Source organism: Pseudorhodoferax sp. Leaf274, assembly GCF_001422445.1.
GTDB lineage: Bacteria > Pseudomonadota > Gammaproteobacteria > Burkholderiales > Burkholderiaceae_C > Pseudorhodoferax.
Genome location: NZ_LMNA01000001.1, coordinates 91,148 through 103,931, shown reverse-complemented (window position 1 = coordinate 103,931; position 12,784 = coordinate 91,148). Strand labels below are relative to the sequence as shown.

Below are 12,784 nucleotides of genomic sequence, written 5' to 3'. Positions count from 1 at the left end.
GTCACTTCCGGACGACGCGGTCGAACTCGGCCGTCCAGCCCGCGCGGTGCTGGTTGATCTTGGCCCAGTCGAAGTAAACGAACTTCTTCATGTCCGCCTCTGTGACATAGGCCTTGATGCCCGGCGTGAGCGGCACATCCACGTTGGTCGGGATCATCTCGGTGGGTGGCAGCGCGAGCTGCTTCTGCGCCTCGGCCGAGATGGCAGCGTCCATGTAGCGGTAGACGGCCTCGGGGTCTTTGGCGTTCTTGGCCATGTGGATGGTCACGGGCACGGCCGGCGAGCCGCTGGCCGGGTGCACGAACTCGCAGGGCACGCCCAGCGACTTCAGGCGCGAGACGTTGTTGGTGCTGGCCATGAAGACATCGACCTCGCCCTGCTGGAACAGCGTCATCTGCTGACTGCCGCTGCTGGCAATCGTGCCGATCTTCTTGAGGTGCTTGGCCAGCAGCTCGAACACCGGCGCCATGTTGTCGATGCTGCCGCCGTACAGACGCGCGATTTCGATCCAGGTCATCGCGGCCGTGTTCGAGCCGAAGCCGATCCAGGCCACCTTGCCGTCGTAGGCCGTGTTCTCGAACAGGTCCTTGTAGCCCGTGGGCTTGGGCACTTTGGTCGGGTTGTAGGCGATGCCGTTGACCTCGACCGTGACGTTCGGGCCGTACTCCGTGCGGCCGGCCGGGCCGAGCTTGTCCCAGTTCTTGAGCTTGCTCGGGTCGATCTTTTGGATCAGCCCCTTGGCGATGGCCTCGGCCGTCTGGCCGGGCGACATCAGCAGCGCGTCGTAGGGCGGGCGGTTCGGACTGGCCAGGGTCTTGGCCAGTTGGTCCTGGGCCAGCGCGGGGGCGATCACGAGCTCGGTGCCCTGGGCCTTGAGCAGCGGCGTGACGATGCGGCGGTAAGCGTCTTCCCATGCGTTGGGGAAGGTGGCGGCGACGACCGAGCTGGCGGCCATGGCGCGGCCGCTCATGAGCGGCGTGCTGGCCAGGGCGGCAAGCGCGGTTGTGAACTGGCGGCGGGACAGGGTGGATTGGCTGGACATGAGGCTCTCCGGATGGCTGATGGATGGGGATGGATCAGGATGAAAGGGGCTCAGGTGGCCTGTGCGTCGGCCGGGAACACCCTGCAGGCGCTGGTGTCGATGAGCGCGTGCACCTGAGCGTTCGGCAGATCGGGCGCCGCGGCGCCGCGGGGCTGGCGCGCCAGCAGCACGGTGCCGTCGGCCAGGGCCAGCCGGTGCAGCACGTCGGCGCCCTGCACCACGCTCTGCAGGCAGGTGGCCGGCAGCGTGCCGGGCTGTACGCTGGGCACCACGCGCACATGCTCGGGCCGCACGCTAACCTGCACGGCCGAGCCGGCCAGGAAGCGCTCCGGGCGCGCCAGCGACAGCTCGGGGCCCAGCTTCAGGCGGATGCTGCAGTCCACGCCGTCGGCCGCCAGCACCGTGCCGGCCAGCACCGAGGACTGGCCGATGAAGGCGTTGACGAAAGGCGTGGCCGGCTGGTCGTACAGCTCGGCCGGCGTGCCGATCTGCTCCACGCTGCCGCGGTTCATGACGATGAGCTGGTCGGCCACGGCCTGGGCTTCTTCCTGGTCGTGCGTGACCAGGATGGCCGTGATGCCCAGCGCGCGCTGCATGGCGACGAAGTCGGCCTGCAGATCGGCGCGCAGCGCGCGGTCCAGAGCGGCGAAGGGCTCGTCCAGAAGGATCACGGTAGGCCGCATGGCCAGCGCGCGGGCCACGGCTACGCGCTGCTGCTGGCCGCCCGACAGTTCACGCGGCATGCGCTCCGCCAGGTGGCCGAGCTGTACCAGGCCCAGCATCTCGGTCACCCGGGCCTGGCGCTCGTCGCGCGACAGCCCGGACAGGCCGTAGGCTACGTTCTCGCGCACCGACATGTGGGGGAACAGCGCGTAGCTCTGGAACACCATGCCGATACGGCGTTCGCGCGCCGGCACGCGGCTCAGGTCCTTGCCGCCCAGCCATACGCTGCCGTGGGCGGGCTGGATCAGCCCGGCGATCACGCGCAGCATGGTCGACTTGCCGCAGCCACTGGGGCCCAGCAGGGCCGCCACGCTGCCGGCCGGCACGGTGAACGAGACGTTGTTGAGGGCCGGCGCGCCGGCATAGGTATGGCGCACGCGCCGCACCTCGAGCGCCACGGCGGTGGCCGGGCTCTTCATAGCGGCGTTCATGCATCGCCTCCGATGGCCAGGTGCTTGGCGATGACGGGTGCCACGCCGGTCATGGTTTTGCGGCGCGGCTTGGAGTAGCTGCCGATGGTGGCGCGGCCGGCCTGCAGGCGGCACAGCGCCAGCGCCTGCACGACGGCGGCCTCGACGCTGCCGACCACCGGAATCTGCGACGCGGCGGCCACTTCCTGCGCCAGGCCGGCGAACACCGCGCCGCCCAGCACCACCACCTCGGCCGACTGCGTGGCCACAGCGCGGGCCACCCCCTCGACCAGCAGCGGCGTCCGGTTCTCGGACAGGATCACGCTGTCGTCGACCAGCGTGACGCCGCCGAAGCGCGAGGACAGGCCGGCGGCCTGCACGGCCTCGTGGACCATGGGCGCCACGCGCAGACCCGGCGTGACCACCGAGAAGCGCGCGCCCAGCATGGCGGCCGTCAGGTAGGCGGATTCGCCGATGCCGACCACCGGGATGTCCAGCACCTCGCGCAGCGCAGTCATGCCCGGATCGCTGAAGCAGGCCACGACCACGGCGTCGTGGCCGGGTGCGGCTTCCAGCGCGGCCTCGAAGGTGGCGAGCGCCGAAATGACGACGTCGGCCCGGCCGCCGATGCCGGCCGGGCCGCAGCGGCTCTCGATGGCCGTGAACTCGGCGTCGGGCGCCAGGGCGCGGGCGGCCTGAGCCACCTGCTCGGTGGTGGCGGCGCTGGTGTTGGAGTTCACCAGCAGGATGCGGGGCTTGCGGTTCATGGGCGGCCTGTGGAGCAAGGCACGGCGTGAGCTACGCCGTGGGGGTTGATGGAGGGGCGGGGGTGCGACGACATGCCGATCCACGTGCAAACACTGTGCCAATGTCGGCACAAATTCGGATTTTTCGTTAACGCCAGAGAGAAAATAATGTCGACAATATAGAGATTTGGATTGTTAACAACGCATCAAACGCATTGCTCGCAAGATGCTATGCCGCATGTCAGTGCAGAAAATTGCACCAACTTGATGACATCGGCACCGGGATGGCGCAAAAGGAGCGGACTCGGAACCGATGGGTCTGCAGCAGGTGAGATTCGCCTGTAGGGCGGTCTGCTCTCAAAGCCCGTTGCGGGAACAGTCACTCACAAAACGAATTTGATCTTGTTAACAAGATTGCGATAAGATCGTCAACGACGATGGAGAAATGGCCGGCTCTTCTGCCTCCGTTCCCTGTCCTTCGAGGCCCCCATGCAACCAGACACCGCCACGCCGCCCACGCTCGACCCTGCCGCGCTGGTCGACGAATACCTGCGTATCCTCATGATTCCGGACCCTGCCGGGGTGCAGAAGATGATTTCTCCGGAGCTGTGCATCCGCTTCACGGGCGGCCGTGCCATGCGCGCGCCGGCCGAATGTGCGGCCTTCAATGCCCAGCGCTACCGCTGGGTGCGCAAGCGCATCGAACGGACTGAGGTGGTGGCCGGCGGCACGCCCGAACACACCGTGGTCTACAGCCTGGGCACGCTGTACGGGGAGTGGCCGGATGGCACGCCCTTTGAGGGCAACCGGTATGTGGACCGCTATGTGGTGTGCCACGGCCTGATCGCGCAGATGGACGTCTGGAACGACAGCGCCGAACGGCTCCTGGAACCCCGCCTGGGGGCTGCGGCATGACGCGCGCCAGCACGGTGAAGAAGGCCGCGGCCCCCGCCAAGGCCAGCAAGGCAGCCAGGGCCGCCACAGTGGCCAAGGCCGATGTGCCACCGGAACAGGACCACGCCGACGTCGAGAGCCGCATGTACCAGGCCATTTTCGACAGCGTGCTGAACCAGCGCCTCAAGCCCGGCGCCAAGCTGCCCGAGGCTTCGCTCTGCGAGCTGTTCGACACCTCGCGCTTCGTGGTGCGCAAGGTGCTGGAACGCCTGGCGCACAACCATGTTGTGGAGCTTCAGCCCAACCGTGGCGCCCGCGTGGCCATGCCCTCGCCCGAGGAGGCCCAGCATGTGCTGGAGGCCCGCCGCGGCCTGGAGGCGGCCATCGTCGCGTTGGCCACGCAGCGCGCCAACAAGCGCGAGCTGGCGGAGTTCCGCCGCGCGCTGGACAAGGACGAGTCGGCCGTGAACGCGGTCGACCAGGTGACCTGGGCGCGCATGGCCAGCTCCTTTCACCACCGGCTGGCACGCATGGCGCGCAGCCCGATCCTGGAGCAGTACCTCACGGAAATCCTGTCGCGCTTCTCCCTGATCGTGGCGCTCTACGAACTGCCCGATAACCCGACCTGCGAGCACGAGGAGCACGAGCGAATCGTCGACTGCATGGAGCGCGGCGATGTAGCCGGCGCCATGCGCGAGATGGAGCTGCATCTGCGTGACCTGGAAAGCACGCTGACGGACAAGCGGGACGAGCCGGACACCAGCCTGGCCAGCCTGCTGGGGCTGGCGTAGCCTCACGGCCGTCCACGATGCCCATCGAGACCTTCACCGCGGCAACGCAGCATGGCCACATCCGCGGCACGGCCTGCGCCGACCGCCACGAGGTCGAGGACTTCGCAGACTACCTCAAGCGCACCGGTGTGCTGGCCGCGAACGACTTCGTGGCCGGCATCGAGCTGCTGTCTGCCGTGCAAGGCGATGTCCAGGACGCCGATGTGCTCGTCACGGCCTGGGTTGGCGAACTGGCGAACCGCGCCGCCTTGTCCGAGGCCTTGGCTGCCGGGCCGGTGCCGCTGCGCAAGGTGACGGTGGCCATGCCCCTGCGAAAGTTCTTCGGGTTGTTCAACCGGCTGTGCATCCGCATCTCGCCAGGCGGGCTGCTGGACGGGCGGGAGGTTCAAGTCCAGTCGCTCGCACCTGGCGAACGGCTCTAGGAACCAGGCGATGCTGGGGTCGTTGGTGCCTCGTCATCGTCGCCGATGTCCTCACCGCCGACGTGGGCCTGAGCCGGTACAGCTGACCGGAGTCAATTGCACAGCAGCCGTCCAGCGACGCCAACTTTATGGCCGCAATGGGCGCAAAGCCGCCGGCCCATGAGACCCGCTTCCGGCTACAACCAGTCGGGCCCGAACGTCGGCCTCCCAGCGGCTCAAATCTGGTCTTCAGTCGGTGGTTCGCCGCCGTCCGGGGATTTGGCATCGCCGGGAAGCCCGCGATCGCCTGAGCCCGACATCTGCTCGCCTGGATGCGTAATTGCTCGTAGCGCGTGCCGGACTTGCGGCCCGTCGAAGCCAGGGAGATGTTTCCCCTTCTTGTAGATGTCGTATTTGGTGGCCACGTCCACGATTTGAAAAAGAGTGTCTTCTCGCGGTGTCAGGTAGCGAGGCAGCACGTCATCTTGCAGCTTCAACCCAGCATGAGCTACTCGATGCAGTCGCATCAAGAAGCCAACGAGGCTGTCCTCTCCCCAGCCCTCGTAAAACCATCCTTGGTGATTCGGGTACCCGGCTTCGACAACCTTCCAAGGGTTCAATGCCTTGTCGATGAAGTTCGAGAAGACGCAGACGTCGTTCACAACAACGAAGTCGGCTTGGTCGAGTGGGTCAACACCTCTCGATTCGTAGAACTCGAGGATCTCGAATCCAGTTTCGATCGGCGCCGCCTTGCACTGCATAGCGAAGACGCCGAATGGCACCCTCTTGGCCCATTCGCCCAGCGTGCCATATTCATGCAGCATCGACGTTGTGACCCGCCGAAGTTTTTTCACCGACAAGCCTTGTTCGAGTGCTCGATGAAGTTCCGCCCTGTCCGCGATGTTGGGCTTCACCTCTACGACCGAGTCGACGCCCTCCGCAAGCAACAGGCTGAACTTATCGCGCGTGCTGACTGTGTACGGGTGATTTGGCGCGCAGATGATGCAGTCGATCGACGCGGCGATATTCCCAAAGGAGTCGCGAACCTTGCCCTTGGCTATCCGATGCGGGAAGGGAAAGTAGCGTCCTAAGAACGCTTGGACTGCATTTTCCCGAAACTCAGCGACCTCTTGGGACGTACCACGCCCTTGGATGGAAGCCTTTCGAAATTCACTTGAAAGCTGCACGGCTTCTTCACGCAGCAAGCTGTATAGGTCGTCCATGTCATTGTCGAATGGTTAGAGTTGTTGCCCATTCTGAGGGCACCATGTTGATGAAGCGTGGCCGGCCCGGCGAAACGTCGTCTGGCGCACCTCGCGTGAGTAGCAGTGCCAGCGACAGCCGCCCACCGCGCACAGGGTTGTTGAATGACCAGTGTCAGGCACCCAAATCTGAAACTTGCGCGACCGCTACGGGCGCACGGCTGCCGACCGCGTGGACCTGCTCCCGGCCAGGAAGAGGCGTTCCGCGTTTTGCTATGACTGTCGGGTAACAGCGCAGAGCCGCCCTTGGGATCGACCACCCGGTAGTTGAGTGGACCTCGCTGAAGCGTCATTGCAGGCCAAGCCGCCGCAGCGCCTCGGTAAGGCCCAGCAACTCGACAGTCAGGACGCCTTGCTCAATTGCCTGACGCTGGCCCGACTCCTTCTCTTCGCGCGCAAGGCTGGATGCGATGACCGATTCAAGCTCATTGTGCGGAACGACCACCACGCCGTCACGGTCCCCCAACACGATGTCGCCCGGCCTGATGACCGCGTCTCCAATAGTGACGGGCACATCGACGCGACCCGGCTGGTTCTTGCCGGTGCCCTTGATCGACAAACCCCGGCAGAACACAGGAAACCCTAGTTCGATGATCAGGTTGGCATCGCGCACGCATCCGTTTATGACCAGGCCGGCAATGCCCAGGTGCATCGCCTGGAGCGTGAGTACATCACCCCAAGGGCCTGCTTCCATGAATGCCTTGGCGTCGACCACCAGCACATCGCCAGGCTGCGCCTTGCTGACGGCGTAGTGGAGCATGAGGTTGTCTGCGGGCCGGCAATCCACCGTGAACGCGGGGCCTGCCAGGCGCACGCCGGGGTCAATCGGCTTCATACCGTGGTCGAGTGCGCCCTTGGCGCCCTGCGCCTCGTACACGGTGGCTGCGCCCAGCTCGCGCAGCTGCTTCAGTTGTTCGGGGCTGGGGCGGATGCTGGCCATCGTCAGTCCACCTTGGCGCCGGTGCGCTTGACCAGGGATTCCCAGTGCGGCAGCTCCTTGGCGATGAAGCTGGAGAACGCCGCAGGCGTGCCGGCCACCTCCCTCGACCCCATCTCGGCCAGGCTCTTGGCCACCGTGGGGCTGCGCAGCACCTTCACCAGTTCCTGGTTGAGCCGCTCAACCATCGCGGCCGGTGTCTTGGCGGGCGCAAAGATGCCATACCAGTTCTCGACCACGAAGCTGCCGTACCCCAGCTCCTTCATCGTCGGCACCTGGGGCAGGTTCTTGGAGCGTGTTTCCCCGGTCGTGGCCAGGGCGCGCACGCGCCCGCCGCCGAGTTGCGGCACCAGCGCCGTCGTGGTCTCGAACGCAATCGCCACCTGGCCTGCCACGACATCCTGCATCGCCGGGCCCTGGCCACGATAGGGGATGTGCGCCATGTCCAGGCCGCGCTCCACCTTCAGCAGTTCACCCATCAAGTGCTGCGGGCTGCCGCTGCCCCCCGAGGCAAAGCTGTACTTGCCCGGCGCCGCCTTCACCGCAGCCACCAGGGCATCAGGCGTCGTGTCCGACTCGGCGGCGTTGACGTAGAGCACGAGCGGCACCGAGGCGACCTCGACCACGGGCACCAGCGACTGCACCGGGTCCAGCCGCAGCTTGTAGAGGTTGCGGTTGATCACGACACCGGTGTTGTTGCCCAGCAGCAGCGTGCAGCCATCGGGTGCGGCCCCACTCACGAACTCGGTGCCGATGTTGCTGCTGGCGCCACCCTTGTTCTCGACGATCACCGTTGTGCCCAGGCCCTGGCCGAGTCCTTGCGTCAACAGGCGAGCCAGGATGTCGGTGGTGCAGCCCGGCGGATACGGCGAGACGATCTTGACGACCTTGCAGGGATAGGCCGCCTGCGCCGTTGCTGCCGATACCGCATTTGTGCATGCAAACAGGGCTGCGCCCAGGACGAGCGCGGTGGAAAATTTGAAGCTATGCATGAGGGTTGTCTCCGAAGAATGTGATGTCGTGTGCTGGGCTCAGGCGCCAAGCGAATCGGGTGCGCGCTGCAGCGTGTGGTAGCCGTACTGCTTGCGCGACTCGGCCAGTGGAAGGCCGGCCAGCGCCGCTTGCAGGATCTGGTGCTCGACATCGCGCATCTGCAAAGCTTTCTCCAGCACTTGCTGCATGCGCTGGCGGGGCACCACCACCACGCCGTCTGCGTCTCCGATGATGAGATCGCCCTGGCAGACACGCACGTCGCCCAGCATCACCGGCTGCTCGTAGGCCTCGACCTGCACGCGGTCCTTGCCCGTGCGCATGAACTTGCCGCAGGCGTACAGCGGGTAGCCGGCCTCGTCGGCCTCGGCGGTGTCGCGGCACACGCCATGCACCACCGTGCCGCCGATCTGCTTGTGGGCGGCCAACTGGCTCAGGATGCCGCCCCAGACGGTGCAGTCCAGCCGGCCACCGTTGTCGAGCACGACCACGGTGCCGGGATCGAGCCGGTCGATGAAGTCGCCGACGGTGCCTGGCGAGGAGCGGTCGATCGGTGCAAACCGGATCGTGAACGCGCGACCGAACAGTTTGGCGGGCCCCGCGATCGGGCGGATGCCCAGCGCGCTGCCCGGCAGGCCGAAGGAGTCGAGCGCGTCCGAGATTTCGGCGGTCGACAGCGTGCGGGCCTGTCGCATCCATGGCGGTTCGTTGGAAGGGGTGGTCACGTGGTCTCCAGAAGATGTGTTGGAAAACCGATGGTCAGTTAATGAAAGCCGTAACACAATCAATCGTTTTTGACCTTGAAATCAGATTTAATGAACTTAAGGGCGTTGCGCTACTTCTGCGAGGTGGTCGAAACCGCGAGCGCCACCGTGGCCGCTGAGCGTCTGCATGTGGTGCCTGCCGCCGTGAGCATGCAGCTGGCGCAACTCGAAGCGCAGCTGGGCGGCAAGCTGTTCGACCGCTCAAGCCGGCCGATGAAGCTGACGGCGCTGGGCCGCTTCATGTATCCCAAGGCCAAGGCCGTGCTGGCGGACACGCAACGCATGTTGGAAGAGGCGCGCGACCTCGCCAATGGCCGCTTTGGCTGGCTCAGCATCGGCTTCACCAGATCCACCATCTTCTCGGTGCTGCCGGACGCTGTGCGCAGCCTGGGCGTCGCGTCGCCCAAGCTGCGCATCGACCTGACCGAGATCCTGACGGAGCACCAGAGCGAAGCACTGCGCTCCGGGCGCATCCATGTGGGGCTGGCGCGCGTCATCGGCGACTTCCTGCTGGACGACGACATGCGCGGCGTGCACCTGTTCGACGACCCGCTGCTGGCCGCGGTGCCGAGCATCCATCCATCGGCCCGCAAGAAGGCGCTGAAGGCGCAGGACCTGCACGGCCTTCCCTATTGTGAGCTATCCGAGGGATCCGAACAGCAGCTTTGCCCGGCAGGCCATCCAGGCGCTGGGGCAGGCGGGTGCCAGGCCGCAGGTGCGCTACGAGGCGCAGGAGATCCACACGGCGCTGGGACTGGTGTCCGCCGGGCTTGGCTTCGCTTTGGTCGGGCGTTCGGTCGCGGACCACAATCGCAAGGACATGCGGTTCCTTCCGGTCAGCAAGCTCGTCACGACGGCGCGGGTATTCGCCATCCGCCAGAAGGATGCGCCGAATGAACTGGTCGACGCGTTCCTGGCCATAGCGCTGGAGCAGTCGGCCTCTCGCTGACGCAGGCCTGGCGGCCTTGGGCCGCCGGCACAGATCGACAGAGCCACGGGTAAACCCTTAATCAGTTGCCCTGCCGCGGCCTATAATGTACGTACAGGCGGACAGCCGTACATAGCAATCTCTTCAGCATGTTTTCCCGCTCCTCTCGTTCCAAGCCATCAGCGATGCGCCTCGGCCCGCCTCCTATGCGGACAGGCGGACAATGTCGTGAGCAGCGAAGCGAGGAACGCAATGAACTCAGTCACTCTGGACGCAGGTGTGGGCCGCCAGCCGATGTACGCGGCATTGGCAACGGTGCTGGTGCGCGACATCGAGGAAGGGCGCTATCCGCCCGAGTCCACCCTGCCGTCGGAAAAGGAACTCGGCGAACGCTATGGCGTGAGCCGTCACACCGTGAGGCAGGCCCTGCGCGAAGTGCGCGACCGCGGCTTGATCAGCTCACAGTCGGGCGTGGGGACCATCGTGCGCAGCGGCGCGCGTGGCAGCCTGTTCCGCGCGGTCAACTCCGTCGAATCGCTGCTGCAGTTCGTCGAGACGACCGAGATGCACGCCTTGTCGCGCAGCGAGGTCAAGGTGGACGAGGCGCTGGCGCAGCAACTGGGCTTTGCCAAGGGGCTGCTGCTGTCGCAGGCGAGCTTCGTGCGCAAGACGCATGGCGAGACCTTGCCCATGAGCTACCTGCTCATCTATGTGCCGCCGCGCTTTGCGGCCGCGCAGGACACGCCGGTGGTCTCCAGCAGCCCCATTTACAAGAACATCGAGCGCCTGTACGGCGTGCGGGTGCACGAGATCCAGCAGGACATCACCGCCACCAGCCTCAATCAGGAACTGGCCGACATCCTGCAGGCCGCTCCCGGCACCGCCGCGTTGGAAATCCGGCGCTTCTACTACGACCAGAACGAAACCTTGCTGCAGGCCACCGTCAGCTACTACCCGGCCGGGCGCTACATCCAATCCGGGCGCTTTCGCGCCACGGCCAACATGACCGGCTGACCGCTTCGCCGCGGGCCATCCGGCCCGCTCGGTTGTCCGGACCTACCACCCCTGAACGGACGACCGACATGACAGACATCTCCGCCCCGGCGCGCATCCGCGTCGAGCACGCCGCGCAACACGCCGTGGTGCTGCTCGACAACCCACCCATGAACGTGGTGTCGCTGCAGCTCACGCGTGAGCTGTACGCGGCGCTGCGCCGGCTCGAACGCGACGACAGCGTGCGCGCCGTCGTGCTGACCGGCGCCGGCGAGCGCGCCTTCTGCGCCGGCTCCGACATCGGGGAGCTCGTGGACATGCGCGCCCCAGGCGCGGTGCTTGAGCACAAGCTGATCTTCCAGAACAAGGTCTTCGAGCTGCTGCGCGCCTTCCCCAAGCCGACCATCGCAGCCCTGAACGGCTACACGTTCGGCGGCGGCCTGGAGATCGCAGCCTGCTGCGACCTCATCGTGGCCGAGGACCATGTACGACTGGCGCTGCCCGAGATCAAGCTCGGCGTGTTCCCCAGCAGCGGTGGCACCTTCCGCGTGGCCCGCAAGATCGGCGAAGCCCGCGCCAAGGAAATGATCTTTCTCGGCGATCCCATCACGGCCGATCAGGCCCTGGCCTGGGGTCTGGTGAACCGCGTCGTCGCCCGCGGCCAGGCCCGCGCCGAGGCCGAGGCCATCGCCGCGCGCATCGGCCAGGGTCCACGCCTGGCCATGCAGAAGGCCAAGAGCATCGTGAACCTGGCGTTCGACCGCCCCGACGCCGAAGCCATCGCCGAATCGCTGAAGGCAAGCGACCAGGTGTTCTGTTCCGAAGAAGCGCGCGAGGGCGTCGACGCGTTCCTGCACAAGCGCTCGCCCGCCTTCCCGTAAGTACCTCGACCCCATCCACCTTTGAAGGAGACTTTCCCATGCAAGCAAGCCGCCGCCACCTCATCTGCGCCGCCGCTCTCGCGCTGACCGCTGGCTCCGTCCAGGCCCAGGGCGACTACCCGAATCGCCCCATCAAGCTCATTGTTCCGTTCCCGGCCGGTGGCAGCACCGACGTGCTGCTGCGACTGATCCAGCCCAAGCTGGGCCAGGCCCTGGGCCAGCCGGTCGTGATCGAGAACAAGTCGGGCGCGTCCGCGACGCTCGGCGCCGACTTCGTCGCGAAGGCCGCGCCGGACGGCTACACGCTGCTGGTCGGCACGCTGCACCACACGGTCGCCCAGGTCGTGTTTCCCAAGCTGGCCTACAGGATCGACACCGACCTCGTGTCCATCGGCACGCTGGCCATGATCCCGAACGTGGTGGTGGTGAACAACACGGTGCCGGTCAAGACCGTAGCGGAGCTGGTTGCGCTGACCAAGGCCCATCCCGACAAGTACAACTACGGCTCGGCCGGCCCCGGCAGCGCACACCATCTGATCGGCGAGGTGTTCAAGCTGCAGACGGGCGCGAAGCTGCTGCACGTCCCGTACCGTGGCAGCGCGCCAGCGGTGGCCGACCTGCTGGGCGGTCAGGTCTCGGTGATGTTCGACACCACGCCTTCCGCGATGCCGCACTTCAAGTCCGGCAAGACGCGTCCGCTGGCCGTCACGACGGCCACGCGCTCCACCGCGCTTCCCGACGTTCCGACACTGGCCGAGGCGGGCGTGCCAGGCATGGACATCGGCACCTGGTATGGCTTCATGGCACCGGCCGGCACGCCGGCCGCCGTCATCAGCCGCATCCACGCCGAGACCGCCAAGATCATGGCCGACCCGGCAGTGCAGAAGCAGTTGCAAAACCAGGGCATCGAGCCCTTGCCTGGAACGCCTGCCGAGATGCAGGCGCGCATCAAGCGTGAACTGGCCGAGTTCGCGGTCCAGGTCAAAAAAGCCAACCTCACAATCGACTGAGACTGCCATGAC

At 66.1% G+C, this 12,784-nt stretch carries 14 protein-coding genes and 1 pseudogene; 8 read left to right on the top strand and 7 right to left on the bottom strand.

Annotation, left to right across the window (positions count from 1 at the left end; translation table 11 throughout):
* Nucleotide 1: 1 nt before the first annotated feature.
* The 3 genes from ASF44_RS00455 to ASF44_RS00445 are packed head-to-tail and all read right to left on the bottom strand — an operon-like array spanning nucleotide 2 to nucleotide 2,942.
* Nucleotides 2-1,042: an extracellular solute-binding protein gene (locus ASF44_RS00455; protein WP_056897227.1), complete on the bottom strand. Its 1,041-nt coding sequence runs from the start codon at nucleotides 1,040-1,042 to the stop codon at nucleotides 2-4.
* 50 nt (nucleotides 1,043-1,092) lie between these two features.
* Nucleotides 1,093-2,196 (bottom strand): ABC transporter ATP-binding protein, encoded by a 1,104-nt coding sequence (locus ASF44_RS00450; protein WP_082524428.1) that lies wholly within the window; start codon nucleotides 2,194-2,196, stop codon nucleotides 1,093-1,095.
* Complete coding sequence (locus ASF44_RS00445) at nucleotides 2,193-2,942, bottom strand: aspartate/glutamate racemase family protein (RefSeq protein ID WP_056897225.1); 750 nt, start codon at nucleotides 2,940-2,942, stop codon at nucleotides 2,193-2,195. Before ASF44_RS00445 ends, ASF44_RS00450 begins: the two co-directional genes overlap by 4 nt.
* Nucleotides 2,943-3,410: 468 nt before the next feature.
* Between ASF44_RS00445 and ASF44_RS00440 the strand changes: the two genes are divergently transcribed.
* From ASF44_RS00440 to ASF44_RS00430, 3 genes are read left to right on the top strand one after another with little or no spacing between them, the layout of a single operon-like run.
* Entirely contained in the window at nucleotides 3,411-3,836 is a 426-nt protein-coding gene (locus tag ASF44_RS00440) for a hypothetical protein (protein ID WP_056897224.1), read from the top strand.
* Entirely contained in the window at nucleotides 3,833-4,606 is a 774-nt protein-coding gene (locus ASF44_RS00435; RefSeq protein ID WP_056897223.1) for a GntR family transcriptional regulator, read from the top strand. Before ASF44_RS00440 ends, ASF44_RS00435 begins: the two co-directional genes overlap by 4 nt.
* A 17-nt stretch (nucleotides 4,607-4,623) precedes the next feature.
* The gene (locus ASF44_RS00430; RefSeq protein WP_056897222.1) at nucleotides 4,624-5,028 is read left to right on the top strand and encodes a hypothetical protein; all 405 of its coding nucleotides are present in this window, start codon (nucleotides 4,624-4,626) and stop codon (nucleotides 5,026-5,028) included.
* A 215-nt stretch (nucleotides 5,029-5,243) separates the two neighbouring features.
* Here ASF44_RS00430 and ASF44_RS00425 read toward each other — a convergent pair whose 3' ends face one another.
* The 4 genes from ASF44_RS00425 to ASF44_RS00410 all read right to left on the bottom strand — a co-directional run bounded on the left by ASF44_RS00425 (nucleotide 5,244) and on the right by ASF44_RS00410 (nucleotide 8,921).
* Entirely contained in the window at nucleotides 5,244-6,230 is a 987-nt protein-coding gene (locus tag ASF44_RS00425; protein WP_056897221.1) for a DUF6602 domain-containing protein, read from the bottom strand.
* A gap of 328 nt (nucleotides 6,231-6,558) precedes the next feature.
* Nucleotides 6,559-7,209 (bottom strand): 4-carboxy-4-hydroxy-2-oxoadipate aldolase/oxaloacetate decarboxylase, encoded by a 651-nt coding sequence (locus ASF44_RS00420; protein WP_056897220.1) that lies wholly within the window; start codon nucleotides 7,207-7,209, stop codon nucleotides 6,559-6,561.
* A 2-nt stretch (nucleotides 7,210-7,211) separates the two neighbouring features.
* Nucleotides 7,212-8,198 (bottom strand): tripartite tricarboxylate transporter substrate binding protein, encoded by a 987-nt coding sequence (locus ASF44_RS00415; protein ID WP_056897219.1) that lies wholly within the window; start codon nucleotides 8,196-8,198, stop codon nucleotides 7,212-7,214.
* A 39-nt stretch (nucleotides 8,199-8,237) separates the two neighbouring features.
* Entirely contained in the window at nucleotides 8,238-8,921 is a 684-nt protein-coding gene (locus ASF44_RS00410; RefSeq protein ID WP_369820884.1) for an RraA family protein, read from the bottom strand.
* Between the two features lie 90 nt (nucleotides 8,922-9,011).
* Between ASF44_RS00410 and ASF44_RS32670 the strand changes: the two are divergent.
* From ASF44_RS32670 to ASF44_RS00390, 5 genes and pseudogenes are all read left to right on the top strand, one after another.
* Nucleotides 9,012-9,554: pseudogene (locus ASF44_RS32670) on the top strand (LysR family transcriptional regulator); the annotation flags it as partial.
* 40 nt (nucleotides 9,555-9,594) lie between these two features.
* Nucleotides 9,595-9,909, top strand: a complete 315-nt coding sequence (locus ASF44_RS32665; RefSeq protein ID WP_235579131.1) for a LysR substrate-binding domain-containing protein — start codon at nucleotides 9,595-9,597, stop codon at nucleotides 9,907-9,909.
* A gap of 231 nt (nucleotides 9,910-10,140) precedes the next feature.
* Nucleotides 10,141-10,902, top strand: coding sequence for a GntR family transcriptional regulator (locus ASF44_RS00400; protein ID WP_056897216.1), 762 nt, complete (start codon nucleotides 10,141-10,143; stop codon nucleotides 10,900-10,902).
* A 68-nt stretch (nucleotides 10,903-10,970) separates the two neighbouring features.
* Nucleotides 10,971-11,762 carry an enoyl-CoA hydratase/isomerase family protein gene (locus tag ASF44_RS00395; RefSeq protein ID WP_056897215.1) on the top strand — a complete coding sequence of 264 codons (792 nt, stop codon included), beginning with the start codon at nucleotides 10,971-10,973 and terminating at the stop codon, nucleotides 11,760-11,762.
* A gap of 38 nt (nucleotides 11,763-11,800) precedes the next feature.
* Nucleotides 11,801-12,772, top strand: a complete 972-nt coding sequence (locus ASF44_RS00390) for a tripartite tricarboxylate transporter substrate binding protein (protein ID WP_056897214.1) — start codon at nucleotides 11,801-11,803, stop codon at nucleotides 12,770-12,772.
* Nucleotides 12,773-12,784 lie beyond the last annotated feature (12 nt).

What these genes read in the sequence shown, in the direction of transcription:
- ASF44_RS00455 (WP_056897227.1), bottom strand. Translation starts at nt 1,042, where the DNA reads ATGTCCAGCCAATCCACCCTGTCCCGCCGCCAGTTCACAACCGCGCTT.
- ASF44_RS00450 (WP_082524428.1), bottom strand. Translation starts at nt 2,196, where the DNA reads ATGAACGCCGCTATGAAGAGCCCGGCCACCGCCGTGGCGCTCGAGGTG.
- ASF44_RS00445 (WP_056897225.1), bottom strand. Translation starts at nt 2,942, where the DNA reads ATGAACCGCAAGCCCCGCATCCTGCTGGTGAACTCCAACACCAGCGCC.
- ASF44_RS00440 (WP_056897224.1), top strand. Translation starts at nt 3,411, where the DNA reads ATGCAACCAGACACCGCCACGCCGCCCACGCTCGACCCTGCCGCGCTG.
- ASF44_RS00435 (WP_056897223.1), top strand. Translation starts at nt 3,833, where the DNA reads ATGACGCGCGCCAGCACGGTGAAGAAGGCCGCGGCCCCCGCCAAGGCC.
- ASF44_RS00430 (WP_056897222.1), top strand. Translation starts at nt 4,624, where the DNA reads ATGCCCATCGAGACCTTCACCGCGGCAACGCAGCATGGCCACATCCGC.
- ASF44_RS00425 (WP_056897221.1), bottom strand. Translation starts at nt 6,230, where the DNA reads ATGGACGACCTATACAGCTTGCTGCGTGAAGAAGCCGTGCAGCTTTCA.
- ASF44_RS00420 (WP_056897220.1), bottom strand. Translation starts at nt 7,209, where the DNA reads ATGGCCAGCATCCGCCCCAGCCCCGAACAACTGAAGCAGCTGCGCGAG.
- ASF44_RS00415 (WP_056897219.1), bottom strand. Translation starts at nt 8,198, where the DNA reads ATGCATAGCTTCAAATTTTCCACCGCGCTCGTCCTGGGCGCAGCCCTG.
- ASF44_RS00400 (WP_056897216.1), top strand. Translation starts at nt 10,141, where the DNA reads ATGAACTCAGTCACTCTGGACGCAGGTGTGGGCCGCCAGCCGATGTAC.
- ASF44_RS00395 (WP_056897215.1), top strand. Translation starts at nt 10,971, where the DNA reads ATGACAGACATCTCCGCCCCGGCGCGCATCCGCGTCGAGCACGCCGCG.
- ASF44_RS00390 (WP_056897214.1), top strand. Translation starts at nt 11,801, where the DNA reads ATGCAAGCAAGCCGCCGCCACCTCATCTGCGCCGCCGCTCTCGCGCTG.